Source organism: Couchioplanes caeruleus, assembly GCF_023499255.1.
Classification (GTDB): Bacteria; Actinomycetota; Actinomycetes; order Mycobacteriales; family Micromonosporaceae; genus Actinoplanes; species Actinoplanes caeruleus_A.
The window spans coordinates 999,692-1,014,158 of sequence record NZ_CP092183.1; the positions used below are offsets into that span (position 1 = coordinate 999,692).

Annotated in this window: 15 protein-coding genes; 10 read left to right on the forward strand and 5 right to left on the reverse strand. The window is 72.3% G+C overall.

Annotated features, from left to right (window positions below; all coding sequences use genetic code 11):
- Nucleotides 1–14: 14 nt before the first annotated feature.
- Nucleotides 15–779, reverse strand: coding sequence for a sigma-70 family RNA polymerase sigma factor (locus COUCH_RS04680; protein ID WP_249610861.1), 765 nt, complete (start codon nt 777–779; stop codon nt 15–17).
- A gap of 306 nt (nt 780–1,085) precedes the next feature.
- Between COUCH_RS04680 and COUCH_RS04685 the strand changes: the two genes are divergently transcribed.
- The 4 genes from COUCH_RS04685 to COUCH_RS04700 are packed head-to-tail and all read left to right on the forward strand — an operon-like array spanning nt 1,086 to nt 5,721.
- Nucleotides 1,086–2,891 carry a phosphoenolpyruvate carboxykinase (GTP) gene (locus COUCH_RS04685; RefSeq protein ID WP_249610862.1) on the forward strand — a complete coding sequence of 602 codons (1,806 nt, stop codon included), beginning with the start codon at nt 1,086–1,088 and terminating at the stop codon, nt 2,889–2,891.
- Nucleotides 2,892–2,946: 55 nt separating this feature from the next.
- Nucleotides 2,947–3,804 (forward strand): hypothetical protein, encoded by an 858-nt coding sequence (locus tag COUCH_RS04690; protein ID WP_249610863.1) that lies wholly within the window; start codon nt 2,947–2,949, stop codon nt 3,802–3,804.
- Nucleotides 3,801–4,919 carry an NAD(P)/FAD-dependent oxidoreductase gene (locus COUCH_RS04695; RefSeq protein WP_249610864.1) on the forward strand — a complete coding sequence of 373 codons (1,119 nt, stop codon included), beginning with the start codon at nt 3,801–3,803 and terminating at the stop codon, nt 4,917–4,919. Before COUCH_RS04690 ends, COUCH_RS04695 begins: the two co-directional genes overlap by 4 nt.
- A gap of 31 nt (nt 4,920–4,950) precedes the next feature.
- A complete protein-coding gene (locus COUCH_RS04700; RefSeq protein WP_249610865.1) occupies nt 4,951–5,721 on the forward strand; it encodes an isoprenyl transferase in 771 nt (256 codons plus the stop codon).
- On the opposite strand, the gene COUCH_RS04705 is transcribed toward COUCH_RS04700, so the two are convergent.
- Nucleotides 5,709–5,915: a hypothetical protein gene (locus COUCH_RS04705; protein WP_249610866.1), complete on the reverse strand. Its 207-nt coding sequence runs from the start codon at nt 5,913–5,915 to the stop codon at nt 5,709–5,711. The two genes, COUCH_RS04700 and COUCH_RS04705, sit on opposite strands and share 13 nt — an antisense overlap.
- Nucleotides 5,916–6,167: 252 nt before the next feature.
- Here COUCH_RS04705 and COUCH_RS04710 point away from each other — a divergent pair, with 252 nt between their 5' ends.
- A complete protein-coding gene (locus COUCH_RS04710) occupies nt 6,168–6,371 on the forward strand; it encodes a hypothetical protein (protein WP_249610867.1) in 204 nt (67 codons plus the stop codon).
- A gap of 253 nt (nt 6,372–6,624) precedes the next feature.
- On the opposite strand, the gene otsB is transcribed toward COUCH_RS04710, so the two are convergent.
- The gene (gene otsB / locus COUCH_RS04715; RefSeq protein ID WP_430640884.1) at nt 6,625–7,449 is read right to left on the reverse strand and encodes a trehalose-phosphatase; all 825 of its coding nucleotides are present in this window, start codon (nt 7,447–7,449) and stop codon (nt 6,625–6,627) included.
- Between the two features lie 259 nt (nt 7,450–7,708).
- On the opposite strand from otsB, the gene COUCH_RS04720 reads away from it, so the two are divergent.
- From COUCH_RS04720 to COUCH_RS04735, 4 genes are all read left to right on the forward strand, one after another.
- Nucleotides 7,709–9,124 (forward strand): PhoH family protein, encoded by a 1,416-nt coding sequence (locus tag COUCH_RS04720; protein WP_249610869.1) that lies wholly within the window; start codon nt 7,709–7,711, stop codon nt 9,122–9,124.
- 384 nt (nt 9,125–9,508) lie between these two features.
- Nucleotides 9,509–10,231, forward strand: coding sequence for a lytic transglycosylase domain-containing protein (locus COUCH_RS04725; RefSeq protein ID WP_249610870.1), 723 nt, complete (start codon nt 9,509–9,511; stop codon nt 10,229–10,231).
- Nucleotides 10,232–10,311: 80 nt separating this feature from the next.
- Nucleotides 10,312–11,097 carry a S1 family peptidase gene (locus COUCH_RS04730; RefSeq protein WP_249610871.1) on the forward strand — a complete coding sequence of 262 codons (786 nt, stop codon included), beginning with the start codon at nt 10,312–10,314 and terminating at the stop codon, nt 11,095–11,097.
- Nucleotides 11,098–11,157: 60 nt separating this feature from the next.
- Nucleotides 11,158–11,820 (forward strand): rhomboid family intramembrane serine protease, encoded by a 663-nt coding sequence (locus COUCH_RS04735; RefSeq protein ID WP_249610872.1) that lies wholly within the window; start codon nt 11,158–11,160, stop codon nt 11,818–11,820.
- Between the two features lie 3 nt (nt 11,821–11,823).
- On the opposite strand, the gene COUCH_RS04740 is transcribed toward COUCH_RS04735, so the two are convergent.
- Nucleotides 11,824–12,789: a DMT family transporter gene (locus COUCH_RS04740; protein ID WP_249610873.1), complete on the reverse strand. Its 966-nt coding sequence runs from the start codon at nt 12,787–12,789 to the stop codon at nt 11,824–11,826.
- The gene (glpX, locus tag COUCH_RS04745) at nt 12,786–13,823 is read right to left on the reverse strand and encodes a class II fructose-bisphosphatase (RefSeq protein WP_249610874.1); all 1,038 of its coding nucleotides are present in this window, start codon (nt 13,821–13,823) and stop codon (nt 12,786–12,788) included. The genes COUCH_RS04740 and glpX overlap by 4 nt, the downstream gene beginning before the upstream one ends.
- Nucleotides 13,824–13,922: 99 nt before the next feature.
- On the opposite strand from glpX, the gene COUCH_RS04750 reads away from it, so the two are divergent.
- On the forward strand, nt 13,923–14,465 hold the full coding sequence (locus COUCH_RS04750; protein WP_249610875.1) for a DUF4245 domain-containing protein: 543 nt from the start codon (nt 13,923–13,925) through the stop codon (nt 14,463–14,465).
- Nucleotides 14,466–14,467 lie beyond the last annotated feature (2 nt).

Sequence of the window (14,467 nt, forward strand, 5' to 3'; positions counted from 1 at the left end):
TTCGTGAGCGAGTCTTAACTTGAGGGCCCGGCCGGGTTGCGCTGCCGGTACGGACGGTGACGAGGCTGGTCGACTTCGGTGACCTCGGCGAGCCGGGCGCGGCATTCGGCGCACCAGGCGAGGTGGGTGTCGAGCCGGGCGGAGTCCCTCGGGGCGAGCCGGCCGCGGACCCGGCCGCCCAGCCGCTCCCCGGCCCAGCGGCACTCCGGCGGGTCGGCGGCGCCCACGTGCTGCTGGAGGTAGAGGCGGCGTAGACCCTCGCGGGCCCGGTGGGCGAGCACGGCGACCGCGTTCGGGGTGAGCCCCAGCTGCGGTGCGACCTCGGCCGGGCTGGCCCCTTCGACCTCGGTACGCCACAGCACGTCACGCCACCGGTCGGGCAGGGCGCGGAAGGCGCGGGCGGCGTACGTGCGCTCGAGGCGGTCGAGCGCGGGGTCGCGGAACGGCTCGCCGGCGTCGTACCGGCTCAGGTCGTCGGTGAACTCGAGCCGGCGGTCGCGGCGTGCCCGGTGGTAGCAGACGTGACGCAGCGTGGTGTGCAGGTAGGCGCGGAACGACACCAGCGGCCCGCGTCCGGCGCGCAGGGTGGCGAAGACCTTGGCGAACGTCTCGGCGACGAGGTCGTCCGCGTCGGCGTGGTCCGTGACGAGCCCGTACGCGAGGTTCCGGGCGGCGGTGCGGTGGCGCTGGTAGAGCACGCCGTACGCGGCGGTGTCGCCGGCGCGTACGGCCGCCAGCAGCTCCTCGTCGGCATCGGCCTCGCTCGCCGGGGTCGTCATTCCTGCCTCCAGAGCCGGGAGTGGGAGGAAAGCCCGAGTGTGGACAAGCTTATGACGCTTTGTACCTTTTGTGAAAGGCGAGGGCGGAGATGCGATCCGTACGCGTGGAAGCGCTCTCTGCGCACACGTGCACCGTCCGGCGAAGGATCGATCGTCTATGAGCACAAACGCCGAGGATTGTGCGGTTGTCCACAGGCTTCACCGATGAACTGAACGTTCACTCGGCTTACGCTGACGTGACTCCCGTGACAGGGGCCGGACTGCCGGCCGGATTCGTCACAGGTCAAGCCGACCGAAGGGATTCACATGTCACTGCCCCCTACCTCCCACGCCCGCCTACTCAGCTGGGTCGAGGAGGTCGCCGCCCTCACCACCCCGGACCGGGTCGTGTGGTGCGACGGCTCCGACGAGGAATGGACCAGGCTCACCGACGCGCTCGTCGAGGCCGGGTCGCTCGTCCGCCTGGACACCGGGCGCAGGCCCAACTCGTTCTGGGCGCGTACCGATCCCGGGGATGTCGCCCGGGTCGAGGAACGCACCTTCATCTGCTCCGTCGATCCCGCCGACGCCGGGCCCACCAACAACTGGACGGCGCCGGCCGAGATGAAGGCGACGATGACGGAGCTGTACCGCGGCTGCATGCGCGGACGCACCATGTACGTCGTCCCGTTCTGCATGGGCCCGCTCGACTCGCCCCACCCGATGTTCGGCGTGGAGCTCACCGACAGCGCGTACGTCGTGGCCTCCATGCGGATCATGACCCGGATGGGCACCCGGGTCCTCGATGCGATGGGCGCTGACGCCGACTTCGTGCCCGCGCTGCACTCGGTCGGCGCGCCGCTCGAGCCGGGGCAGGCGGACGTCGCGTGGCCGTGCAACGAGACGAAGTACATCTCGCACTTCCCGGAGACCCGGGAGATCTGGTCCTACGGCTCCGGGTACGGCGGCAACTCGCTGCTCGGCAAGAAGTGCTACGCCCTGCGGATCGCCAGCGTGGCGGCCCGCGACGAGGGCTGGCTCGCCGAGCACATGCTGATCATGAAGTTGACCTCGCCGGAGGGGCAGGTCCGCTACATCGCCGGCGCGTTCCCGTCGGCCTGCGGCAAGACCAACCTGGCGATGCTCGAGCCGACCCTGCCCGGCTGGAAGGTCGAGACCGTCGGCGACGACATCGCGTGGATGCGCTTCGGCGAGGACGGCCGGCTGTGGGCCACCAACCCGGAGTACGGCCTCTTCGGTGTCGCCCCCGGCACCGACCAGCGGACCAACCCCAACGCCATGCGTACGCTCGCCCGCGGCAACTCCGTCTTCACCAACGTGGCGCTGACCGACGACGGCGACGTCTGGTGGGAGGGCATGGGTGAGCCGCCCGCGCACCTCACCGACTGGCGCGGCAACGACTGGACGCCGGACTCGGACACCCCGTCCAGCCACCCGAACAGCCGCTTCTGCACGCCCATCAACCAGTGCCCGATCCTGGCGCCCGAGTACGACGACCCGCGCGGCGTACCCATCGACGCGATCCTCTTCGGCGGCCGCCGCAAGACGACCGTGCCGCTGGTCACCGAGGCCCGCGACTGGGTGCACGGCGTCTACTTCGGCGCGACGCTGTCGTCGGAGACCACCGCCGCGGCGGTCGGGCAGGTCGGCGTCGTGCGCCGCGACCCGATGGCGATGCTGCCGTTCATCGGCTACCACGCCGGCGACTACTTCAACCACTGGATCGAGATGGGCAAGGCGGCGTCCGGCGACGCGGACAAGCTGCCGAAGATCTTCTACGTCAACTGGTTCCGCCGCGGCGAGGACGGCCGGTTCCTGTGGCCCGGCTTCGGCGAGAACTCGCGCGTGCTCAAGTGGATCGTCGAGCGGCTCGACGGCAAGGGAGAGGCCGTCGAGACGCCGATCGGGCACGTGCCGACCGCGGACGCGCTGGACCTGACCGGCCTGGACATCGACCGGGCCGACATCGAGGCGGTGCTGGCCGTCGACACCGACGAGTGGCTGGCCGAGATCCCGCAGGTCGAGGAGTGGTTCGCCAAGTTCGGCGACAAGCTGCCGGCCGTGCTCTGGTCGGAGCTGGACGCGCTCAAGTCCCGCCTGAACGCCGCGTGACGACCCGCGCCCGCCTCGCGTTCGAGGCGGGCGCGGCCTGGGTACCTTCGCACCCGTGACCCTCGACGACCGCAAGCCGCGCGTGGTCCGCGCGCTCACCTGGCTGCTGGTCGCGACGGCCGCGGCCACCGCGGGGGTCGAGCTCCTCAATTTCTGGTACGCGCCCGAGCACGGTTACGGGCTCGCGGTCCGCACCGGCTGGGCGCTGCTGCGGACGCTCGGCTGGTTGATCCTGATCTGGCACGTGCGCCGCGGTCGCGCGGGCGCCCGGCCCATCGGTCTGATCCTGGCCGTCACCACCATCTTCGCCGTCGGGCGGCTCATCGTGCCCCGTTCGGGCACCCCGCCGCTTCCCGGCGTCCTCGGCTTCGCCGCCCTCACCGTCCTCTGCGTCGCGGTGGTCGTGCTGCTCTACCGGCACCCGACCGTGCAGGACCACCTCGTCCGGCATCCGAAGAAGCTGGTCGTCACCGGCAAGGGGCTGGAGTGGCGCGAGGCGGCGCCCAAGCGCCCGCCGCTGGCCGCCTGGGCCCTGACCGCCCGGGTCGCCGCCTTCACGTACAGCCCGCTCATGCTCGTACCCGCGCTGATCTCCGTGGGTGAGCTGGGCCGCCGGCCGCAGTGGCTGCTCGCGGTCGGTTTCTGGTTCGTGGCCGGGTTCGTGGTGAGCTACGCGGTGGCCGTGACGACCCTCTTCCTCATGCGCGGCAAGACGTGGGCCCGGCGGCTGCTGCTCTGGGTGACGCTCGGCGTGCTCGTCGTCGACCTGCCGCTCTGCTATCTCCTGCTCGGCGCCGACGGGCTCGTCCGCGACGGCGCCCCGCTGGTCGCCGCCGCCCTGCTGGTCTGCTACTCGCTGTGGCGGGTGTCGCGGCTGCCGGTCGTGTCCGTACCGGCTGCGGCCGCCGCGTGAGCCACGACGTCGCGATCGTCGGCGCGGGTCCGGCCGGATCCGCCGCGGCGCTCGCGGCCCGCCGCGCCGGCGCCTCCGTGCTGCTGCTCGACCGCGCCGAGTTCCCCCGGGACAAGCCGTGCGGGGACGGCATCGCCGCGGAGACCCTCGACGTCCTCGCGGACCTGGGCGTCACCGCGGTCACCGACGGCTATCGACCGGTCGAGCGGCTGCGCCTGGTCGCCCCGGGCGGGATCGAGGTCGCGCGGCCCCTGCCGCGCCCCGCGCACACCGTGCCGCGCAAGGTCTTCGACGCGCGGTTGGTCGAGGCGGCCCGGGCAGCGGGGGCGGACTTCGAGCGGCACACCGTACGGACGATCCGCCGCGACGGTGACTCCGTCGTGCTCGACGACCGCATCCGGGCACGCGTGCTCATCGGCGCGGACGGGGCCGGTTCGGTCGTCCGGCGCCGGCTCGGGCATCCCGTGAACCCGGCCGGCCACCTCGCGATCGCGATCCGCGGGTACGCCCCGGCGACCGGCGACGAACAGGTGATCAGGACCACGCGGCAACGCTGGCCGGCGTACGCGTGGTCGTTCCCGCTCGGCGACGGCACGGCCAACGTCGGGTACGGCGAGGTGCTGCGCGGGACGCCGCTGACGAAGGCGTACCTGATGGAACGCCTGGCCGATCTCCTGCCCGGCGGCGAACCGGCCGGCCTGCGCGCCCACCACCTGCCGTTGTCGACCCACCGCCCGGCACCGGCCCGCGGCCCGGTGCTGCTCGCCGGCGACGCCCTGTCGCTGATCAACCCGTTCACCGGCGAGGGCATCTTCTACGCCGTGCTCTCCGGCGCGCTGGCCGGGACGGCGGCGGCCGGCGGACCGGAGACGGCGGCACGGCGTTACGCCGCGGCGCTCCGGGCCCGGCTCGGCCGGCACCTGCGGCACTCCCGGATGGCGTCGCTGCTGACCCGGCGGCCCCGGGTGGTCGACGCGGCGGTCGAGGCGGCGCGCCGGGATGCCACGGTTTTCGACCGGATGGTGGACCTGGGCCTCGCTGACGGGCTTTTCGACCTTCGCACGATCGGACGCATCGCGGGTGGTTTGGCCCGGATCGCCGCCTCGCCCTCTTGAGCCGCGGCCCCGGCTCGATAGGCTTGGCGCGATGACTCTGCGGTCCCTGGTCTACTCGCTGTACGAACGGCGGCTCGCCGGCAAACTCGCCGGCAAGCCGATACCGCAGCATGTCGGGGTCATGTGCGACGGCAACCGGCGCTGGGCCCGGGAGATGGGCTACGTCGACCCCAACGACGGCCACCGGGTCGGCGCGGCCCGGGTCAAGGAGCTGCTCACCTGGTGCGACCAGGCCGGCATCAAGCACGTCACGCTCTACCTGCTGGCCACCGACAACCTGCGCCGCCCCGCCGGCGAGCTGGACCCGCTGCTCACCATCATCGAGGACCTCGCCACCGAGCTGGCCGAGGACGGCAACCCGTGGCGGCTGCGCATCGTCGGCGCCCTGGACGTGCTGCCCGCCGGCACCGCGACCACCCTCAAGGCCGCGCAGGAGAAGACCCGCGAGCGCGGCGACGGCGTCGAGGTCAACCTCGCGGTCGGCTACGGCGGCCGCCGCGAGATCACCGACGCGGTCCGCTCGCTGCTGCACGAGCACGCCGCGGCCGGGCGCACGCTCGAGGAGCTCGCCGAGATCCTCGACGTGGAACACATCGCCGAGCACCTCTACACCCGCGGGCAGCCGGACCCGGACCTGGTCATCCGCACGAGCGGGGAGCAGCGGCTGTCGGGCTTCCTGCTGTGGCAGTCGGCGCACTCGGAGTTCTACTTCCACGACGCCAACTGGCCCGACTTCCGGCGGACGGATTTCCTGCGGGCGCTGCGCTCGTACGCGAACCGCCAGCGTCGCTACGGCGCCTGAGGCTGCTCGCGGCCGGCACCCCGATCACCACGGCGATCCCGGCCCACTCGTGCCGGCGCGGCTCCTTGGCCGAGCAGCGCCAGGCCGGTGAGAGCGGCCGGCACCGGGTGCACGCTCATGAACGTGCCGAACACCCGCGGCGGGACCGTGCGCAGGGCGATCAGGTCCGCCGCGTACGGGACCGCGCTCAGCACCCCGGCAGCGTACGTCCGGCCGGGCCACCGGGGGCAGCAGGGCGGCGGCGACGAGCTGGCGGACCGCGACCACCCCGGCCGGTCCGAGAGCAGCGAAGGCGTGCGCGCCGGCGGCCGCCCCGATCCGGTTGCCGGCGGCGCTGCCGAGCATCGTGGCCACACCGGTGAGCTGCGACGATCTCATGACCCGACCCTCGCGCCGGCCGCCGGCGAAGGGGCATGCGCCGGCCGCGCGACTTATACGCTCGGCGCATGGAAGCCCGGCACGTCGCCGTCATCCGCCGGCCGCTGGCGGACGCCCGCTTCGCCACCGCGGAGATCGGCCGTGAGGCCCGCTTCGCCGCCGTGGCGACGGACAGTTCGCTGGCGCGCCGGCGCACCCTGCGCATCGAGGACCTGGCCCGCTACGCGGTGGCCATCAACCTCCGGACCGGTACGACGACCCTCGACCCCTGATGCCGCCGGAGGCCCGTCCGCGCGCGGTCCGGCGGACGCTCTCGGTCGACGAATGGCTGAATCTGATCGCAGCCGGGCAGGCGGTGGGCGTCACCGCCGAGGCCACGGCGAACCAGTACCCGCGCCCGGGGTCGCCTACCGGGCGCTGCGGCACGTCCCGCCTATCACGGTCCGGCCGGCGTGGTGGCGCGAGGACCCGCCGCCCTGTCTGGAGGACCTGACGGAGTCCGCGCGCCGGCTCTGGGCCGGCGGCTCAGCGGTCGAACGCGGGGAGCGCGTCGGCCAGGAAACGGGCGACCGCCTCGGGTGACTCCAGCGTCAGGTCGGCCGCGCTGGAGACGTCGGCGCCGGTCTCCGGGTTGGCCACGGCCACGCACATGCCGAAGAAGCCGGGGTCGACCGCCTCGCGGGCGCGCAGCGCGTCGAACGCCTTGATGTCGGACATGTCGTCGCCGAAATACCAGGCGCAGCCGGCGTTCAGCACGCCCTCGCTGATCACCATGCCCTTGTCCTGGTCGACCGGCGGCTTGAGCTCGACCACCATGCGGCCGCCCTGCACGCGCAGCCCGAGGCGCTCGGCCTGCTCGTGGCCCCAGCGCTCCACCTGCGACGCCAGCTGCGGCGCGGTGCGGTAGTGCAGGGCCACCGAGAGCCGCTTGTACTCCACGAGGATGGCCTCGGGCAGCTCCGACCTGGCGCGCCCGGCCAGGTCGGCCATGGCCGGGACCCAGGGCAGCGCGGCCGGCTCGGTGACCACGTCGCCGTCGTGCCACACCTCGAGGCCGTACAGGCCGTAGAGGTCGACGTGCTCCAGCGAGTCGAAGCGGGAGCGCAGGAAGCTCACCGGGCGGGCCGACACGATGGCGACCCGGGCCACCCTGGCGGCGAGCTGCTCCAGCACGCCCAGGACGGACGGGACCGGCTGGGAGGCGTCGGGGTCGTCCGTGACAGGGGACAGCACGCCGTCGAAGTCGAAGAAGAAGGTGGTGTCCTTCGCCCGCGAGGCGGTGAACTCCAAAGCCTCTGCGGCAGTGAGCGGGTGCGTGGGACGCGCGTTCTCAAACGGGGACTCAGGCACAAAGCCCAGCCTACCTGCCGTACGGCCCATTGCACGTCCACGGAACGTCGCCGAATTGGCGGATCTCGCGGGTACTACCGAAGGTGGCTCTTGACCGCTAGCGTTCTAGTCATGGCACGGGGTTTTCCCGAGCCATCCGGCCGGCCCGGACCTGCGACGAGTACGCCACGGGGCCAGCATCCCGACCCCGTGCAAGTGCCGGGCGCCGGACATGGCGGACCGCGGGCGGACCGGGTTGCACGCCCGCTGGAGCAGGCCTGTGACATCTCGCCGTACTGACGCCGGGGCCGCGCACACCGACCCGGCCGCCAAAGTCTCCAGCAGCCGCGCCGCCTCGGGGCGCCGCCCGTCCCGGGACCGGCACGCCGACGCGGAGCCCGCTCCAGCCGGACGGGTCTTCGTGCTGGACACCTCGGTCCTGCTGTCCGATCCGGCGGCGTTCCGCCGGTTCACCGACCACGAGGTGGTCATCCCGCTCGTGGTGATCTCCGAGCTGGAGGGCAAGCGCCACCATCCCGAGCTCGGCTGGTTCGCCCGGCAGTCGCTGCGCATGCTCGACGAGCTGCGGATCAAGCACGGCCGGCTCGACCAGCCCGTGCTCTGCAACGACGAGGGCGGCACGCTGCGCGTCGAGCTCAATCACGCCGACCAGAGCGTGCTGCCGCAGGGCTTCCGCAACGACTCCAACGACACCCGGATCCTGTCCGTGGCGCTGGGGCTCACCGCGGAGGGGCGTGACGTCACGCTCGTCAGCAAGGACATGCCGCTGCGCGTGAAGGCCGCCTCGGTGGGCCTGACGGCTGACGAGTACCGGCACGGCCAGGCCAGCGACCCCACGTGGACCGGCATGGCCGACCTCAGCCTCGACGAGGACGAGGTCAACCGGCTGTACCAGGGCGACGAGCTGGAGGTGGCGGACGCCGAGCACCTGCCCTGCCACACCGGCCTGGTGATCCACTCGTCGCGCGGCTCGGCGCTGGGCCGGATGACACCGGACAAGACGGTGAAGCTCGTTCGGGGCGACCGTGAGGCGTTCGGCCTGCGCGGCCGCTCGGCGGAGCAGCGGGTGGCCCTGGACCTGCTGCTCGACGAGTCGATCGGCATCCTCTCGCTCGGCGGCAAGGCCGGCACGGGCAAGTCCGCGCTGGCGCTCGCCGCCGGCCTCGAGGCGACGATGGAGCGCAGCCGGCACAAGAAGGTGGTCGTCTTCCGCCCCCTGTACGCCGTCGGCGGCCAGGAGCTCGGCTATCTGCCGGGCAGCGAGTCGGAGAAGATGTCGCCCTGGGCGCAGGCCGTCTTCGACACGCTGGGCGCCGTGGTGCACGCGAACGTCGTGGAGGAGGTCCTGGCCCGCGGGATGCTCGAGGTCCTGCCGCTGACCCACATCCGCGGCCGCAGCCTGCACGACTCCTTCGTGATCGTGGACGAGGCGCAGTCGCTCGAGCGGAACGTGCTGCTGACGGTGCTGTCGCGCATCGGGCAGGGCTCGCGGGTGGTGCTCACCCACGACGTCGCGCAGCGCGACAACCTGAGGGTGGGCCGGCACGACGGCGTGACAGCGGTGATCGAGGCGCTCAAGGGCCACCCGATCTTCGCCCACGTCACCCTGACGAGGTCGGAGCGTTCGCCCATCGCAGAGGTCGTCACCGATCTGCTGGAGGAGATCCCGCTCTGACCCGGTGTCACCGTGAGGCGGGGATCCGGCCGGGTTCCCGCCTCACGCCACGCTTGGGGTCAGTTACTCAGTGTCACTTGGCTTATACCGAGAGAGTGAGCGGTATAGGCGAGGTTCGGCCGTTTCAGGGTGGAAATATCCTGTGATTCGCTTCACAGGTTGGCGTTGCCATTTCACATCCACTTCACCGTGAGCCATGGTGGCTGGCGAGCGTCATTCGCGTGGCCCGGCCGGCCGGACATCGACCGGAGGCCATCGCGGGACCGGCGGATCAGGCCGGTTCACGCGGCCCGAGAGGCCGGGATGCTCGCGGTGTGAGCCGCCGCCGGGCTGCAAGCCGGCGGTGCCGCCCCGCATCATTGCCCCCTACGAAGGGAAATCTTCGTGAATCGGCTCTGGAGCCGGGTCGGAATCCGTGCGGCCTCCGTCGGCCTGCTCGTCGCAGGCGTCATCGGCGGGGTCTACCTCGGACAGGACCGGGAAGTCCAGGCGCGGAGCGCCACCGCCACCTCCTCCCCGGTCAAGCTCGTCGACTCCCGCGCGGAGGTCGAGGAGATCCAGTTCCTGAAGGAGCGGCAGGCCCAGCACGCGGCGGCACGCGCGTACCGGCGCCAGGCCGAGGGTGCGGCCGCCTCCGAGGCCATGGCCCAGGCCAAGGCCGCCGCGGGCAAGGCGCGCACCAAGGCGCAGGAGGCGATCGAGAAGGAGGCGGCCGAGAAGGCCGCCAAGGCGGAGAAGGGCAGCTCCGGCAGCTCCGGCGGCTCGGTCGCCTACACCGGGCCGATCCCCGACTCCTGCAACGAGTACAGCGGCACGCGCAAGACCGGCTGCGCGCTGATGATCGACGCGGGCTTCGGCATCGACCAGTTCCCGTGCCTCGACAAGCTGTGGAAGCGCGAGAGCGGCTGGAACCCGAAGGCATCCAACCCCAGCTCCGGCGCGTACGGCATCCCGCAGGCCCTGCCCGGCAGCAAGATGGGCTCGGTCGCCGACGACTGGCGGACCAACGCGGCCACCCAGATCAAGTGGGGCCTCGGCTACATCGAGGGCCGGTACGACACCCCGTGCGGTGCCTGGTCGCACTCCGAGAGCACCGGCTGGTACTGAGCCACACCCGTTCGGGCAAAGGGGTACGTGCTTCGGCGCGTACCCCTTTCGTCTGCCCCGGACAGTGTTCAAATGTCCGCATGGTCCGGAAAGTCGCATCGCTGGTCGTGCTCGGAGTCCTCGCGTCCGTCCTGACCGCGAGCCAGATGGCCGCCAGCGCCCAGGACGGCGCCCCGCCGGTGCGCGAGGTGGTCGGGGGTGCCCTCGCCACGGAAGGCCAGTTCCCGTGGATGGTGCGGCTCTCGATGGGCTGCGGCGGGGCGCTCACCGCCCCGCGCGTGGTCCTGACCGCCGGGCACTGCGTCAACGGCACCGGGCCCGACGACAGCATCGGCGTCATCGGCGGTGTGACCAACCTCAAGTCCGCGAAGGCCCTGACCGCCCGATCCGTCTCCGTGGTCCGCGCCGAGGGCTTCCACGGCGAGGTCAGCGGCGACGACTGGGCTCTCATCCAGCTGGACCACCCGCTGAACCTGCCCACGCTCGACCTCGCCCACGGCGGCGCCGAGAAGGGCCCGCTGACCGTCCTCGGCTGGGGACAGACCAGCGAGCAGTCGCTGCGCCAGGAGAAGCGGCTCCGGTACGCCACCGTGCCGGTCGTCTCCGACCGCGACTGCGCGAAGGCGTACCGGGGCGTCGGGGTGCAGCTGGTCGAGGACGAATCAATCTGTGCGGGCAAGACAGGCGTCGACACCTGCCAGGGCGACTCCGGCGGCCCGATGGTGCGCCGCTCCGGGGACCGGTGGGTGCAGGTCGGCATCGTGAGCTGGGGGCTGGGCTGCGCCCGCAAGGGCTACCCCGGCGTCTACACCCAGGTGTCCACGTTCCGGCCGGCCATCCGTACGGCCACCCGCAAACTCAGCTGACCGTGCCCGATCGGCCACCCGCAGTTGGCGACCGTGGCGCCGATCGGTAACCATCGAGACATGAGCTATCCGGGGGCGCAGGACGACACGTCGGCCAAGTTCGGCACCGAGGCCTTCTTCGCCTCCATCGGCCGGGCCTTCGTGGCCATGTGCGCCGTCATCCCGGTGCTGTTCCTCATCGAGGCGATCGACCGGGGCCTCGGCGCCGGCAGCCTCGACGTCGCCGGCGGCATCATCCCGCGGCGCATCGACGGCCTCGACGGCGTGCTGTTCAGCCCGTTCCTGCACGCCAGCTGGGACCACCTGTACGGCAACAGCGTCCCGCTCATCCTCGTCGGCACGTTCGCGCTGGCCGGAGGCACCCGCCGGTTCCTCTGGTCGACCCTGGTCATCGTCCTGGTCAGCGGCCTCGGCGTCTGGCTCGTCGGCGACCCCAGCAGCGTCGTCGTCGGGGCGAGCGGCGTGATCTTCGGCTACCTGGGCCTGCTGTTCGCGCGCGGCTTCGTCGAGCGCAGCTGGTGGAACCTCGGAGTGGCAGCCTTCATCGGGCTGCTCTACTGGTACCAGATCTACAACGTGCTCCCCACCGACCAGCCGGTCTCCTGGCAGGGCCACCTGCTCGGCCTGCTCGGCGGCGTCATCGCGGCGATCGCCTTCCGCCGCCGCCGGCCACGTCCGCTGCCGGCCCTCTACGACCCGGACGCCACCCTCACCGACATCTGACGGTCAGCGGCGGCGGGCCGGCAGGACCGCGATGCCCACCGCCACCAGCGTGAGGGCCGCGCCCAGGATCGTGTTCCAGCCCGGGCGGCCCGCGTCGCCCGGGACGACCTCGTCGACCAGGAGCGCGCCCGTCACCTGGCCCGCGATCATGCTCAGGCCGAGCAAAAGGACGCCGGTGTAGCGGACCACCGTGGCGCCCACCGCGATGAAGACGATGCCCATCGTGCCGCCGACGTACAGCCACCAGGGGCCGGGCGGCAGGTGGCCGGGGACGCCGCGGACCGCAGCGGAGACCGCGTACGCGAGGACGAGCACCGCCGTACCGGTCAGGAAGTTGATCAGGCCGGCCACCATCGCGCTGTTCGCGACGATGCGGACGTGGCCGTTCACGGCCTGCTGCCAGGCGATGCCCAGGCCGGCGAGCAGCGGCAGGACCGCCAGCACCAGCGCGCCCGAATGGCCGATGCGGTCCGCCACCGAGATCACCACCGCTGCCACGGTGAGGACCGCGCCGGCCAGCCGCGGGGCGGTCACCGGCTGCGGGCCGCCCGGGCCGGTGCCCGCGCGGTCCACCATCAGGCTGCTCGACGACTGGCCCGCCACCACCGCCACGATGAAGACGGCCACGCCGAGCGTCGGCACCGTGAGCCCTTGCGTGGCGACGAGGAAGCCGCCGCACACGCCGCCGAGGCACTGCAGGAGCCGGATCCGGCGGTCACGCAGGCCCTCGCGCAGGGCGCGCAACCCGGCCCGGCCCGACGGCAGCGCCGGTACGAGCACGGCGAGCACGAGCAGGCCAGAGCCGAACGAGATCAGCGCGGCGCCGATCGGGTCGTCGAGGCGTACGGCGAGCTCGCCGTTGATCCGCGACTGCACGGCCAGCGCGGCGCCCGCGAGGACCGCGAGCGCGACGCCGACCGTGCGCCGCGACGCTGTCACGGCCGGCAGTGACGTGCCGGTCTGCGTCATTCGCGCACCGAGGGCCAGACCGTGGGAAGGTGCCCGTCGAAGTCCACCGCCGAGTACTGCTTCAGCTTCTCCAGCCGGTGGTACGAGTCGATGACCCGGATCGTGCCGCTCTTGGAGCGCATGACGATCGACTGCGTGTGCGCCCCACCGGCCCGGTACCGTACGCCCTTGAGCAGGTCGCCCGAGGTCACGCCGGTCGCGACGAAGAAGCAGTTGTCGCCGGTGACCAGGTCGTCGGTGGTGAGCACGCGGTCGAGGTCGTGCCCGCCGGCCCGCACCTTCTCGCGTTCGGCGTCGTCCAGCGGCCACAGCTTCGCCTGGATCTCGCCGCCGAGGCACTTCAGCGCGCACGCGGCGGTGATGCCCTCCGGCGTGCCGCCGATGCCCATCAGCACGTCGACGTCGGACTCGGTGCGGGCGGCCGAGATGGCGCCCGCGATGTCGCCGTCGGAGATGAAGCGGATGTTCGCGCCGGCCGCGCGTACCTCCTCGACCAGGGCCTGGTGCCGCGGCCGGTCCAGGATGCACACCGTGACGTCGGAGACGTCGGAACGCTTCGCCTTGGCGATGCGGCGCAGGTTCTCGGTCGCGCCGGCGTTGATGTCGATCACGTCGGCGCAGTCCGGGCCGACCGCGATCTTCTCCATGTAGAACACCGCGCTGGGGTCGAACATGGCGCCCCGCTCCGCGACGGCCAGCACCGACACCGCGCCCGGCATGCCCTTGCTCATCAGCGTCGTGCCGTCGATGGGGTCGACGGCCACGTCGACCTCCGGCCCGGTCCCGTCGCCGACCTGCTCGCCGTTGAACAGCATGGGCGCCTCGTCCTTCTCGCCCTCGCCGATGACGACCACGCCGCGCATCTGGATCGAGTTGATGAGCTTGCGCATGGCGTCCACGGCGGCGCCGTCGCCGCCGTTCTTGTCGCCGCGGCCCACCCACCGGCCGGCGGCCATCGCGGCGGCCTCCGTGACGCGGACGAGATCGAGGGCGATGTTGCGGTCGAGATCCTGGGGATTGGCGGCAGCGGGCATGAGAGGGCCTCCTCGCGACGGTGCGGGGTGTGGTCGTCCGATCCTCACACGGCGGCCCGCGCGAAGTCCCGCGTCCGCGACATGGTTAACAATGGTGGAGTGTCCAGCCCCGAGACCCCCACCGTCGGCAAGCGTGAACAGCGCCGGCCCCGGGACATGGCGTTGTCCCTCGCCGTCCTGCTCGTCCCGATCGCGCTGCTCCTGCTCTTCTACCGGCTGGTGCTCGGCGGCGACGAGCCGATCAGCGTCGACCCCGAGTCCACGCTGCAGCAGGCCCGGTCCGCCGCGGTCTTCCCGGTGAGCTCCCCGCAGGGCCTCGGTGACGACTGGCACGTGCAGAGCGCCACGTTCAAGCGCGGCGACGACGGCGCCACGCTGCGGCTCGGCTACGTCGATCCGGACAAGAAGCCGATCCAGCTCATCGAGAGCAGCGTCGCGCCCACCACCATCGTCCCGGTCGAGCTCGGCGAGAAGCCCCGCGACCCGGTGGGCACGTTCCGCGACGAGGCACGGACCTGGCAACGGTACGAGGGCCGCCCCGGCGAGAACGCGCTCGTGCTGCGGGAGAACGGCCGTACGGTCATCGTGCTCGGCCCGGCCTCGTCCCGGCACCTGGAGACGCTGGCCGGCGCCCTGTCCTGAGC

Bases quoted from the DNA above. Each gene is read 5' to 3' on its own strand.
- COUCH_RS04680 (WP_249610861.1), bottom strand. From the start codon at position 779: ATGACGACCCCGGCGAGCGAGGCCGATGCCGACGAGGAGCTGCTGGCG.
- COUCH_RS04685 (WP_249610862.1), top strand. From the start codon at position 1,086: ATGTCACTGCCCCCTACCTCCCACGCCCGCCTACTCAGCTGGGTCGAG.
- COUCH_RS04700 (WP_249610865.1), top strand. From the start codon at position 4,951: ATGACTCTGCGGTCCCTGGTCTACTCGCTGTACGAACGGCGGCTCGCC.
- COUCH_RS04710 (WP_249610867.1), top strand. From the start codon at position 6,168: ATGGAAGCCCGGCACGTCGCCGTCATCCGCCGGCCGCTGGCGGACGCC.
- COUCH_RS04730 (WP_249610871.1), top strand. From the start codon at position 10,312: ATGGTCCGGAAAGTCGCATCGCTGGTCGTGCTCGGAGTCCTCGCGTCC.
- COUCH_RS04735 (WP_249610872.1), top strand. From the start codon at position 11,158: ATGAGCTATCCGGGGGCGCAGGACGACACGTCGGCCAAGTTCGGCACC.
- COUCH_RS04740 (WP_249610873.1), bottom strand. From the start codon at position 12,789: ATGACGCAGACCGGCACGTCACTGCCGGCCGTGACAGCGTCGCGGCGC.
- glpX (WP_249610874.1), bottom strand. From the start codon at position 13,823: ATGCCCGCTGCCGCCAATCCCCAGGATCTCGACCGCAACATCGCCCTC.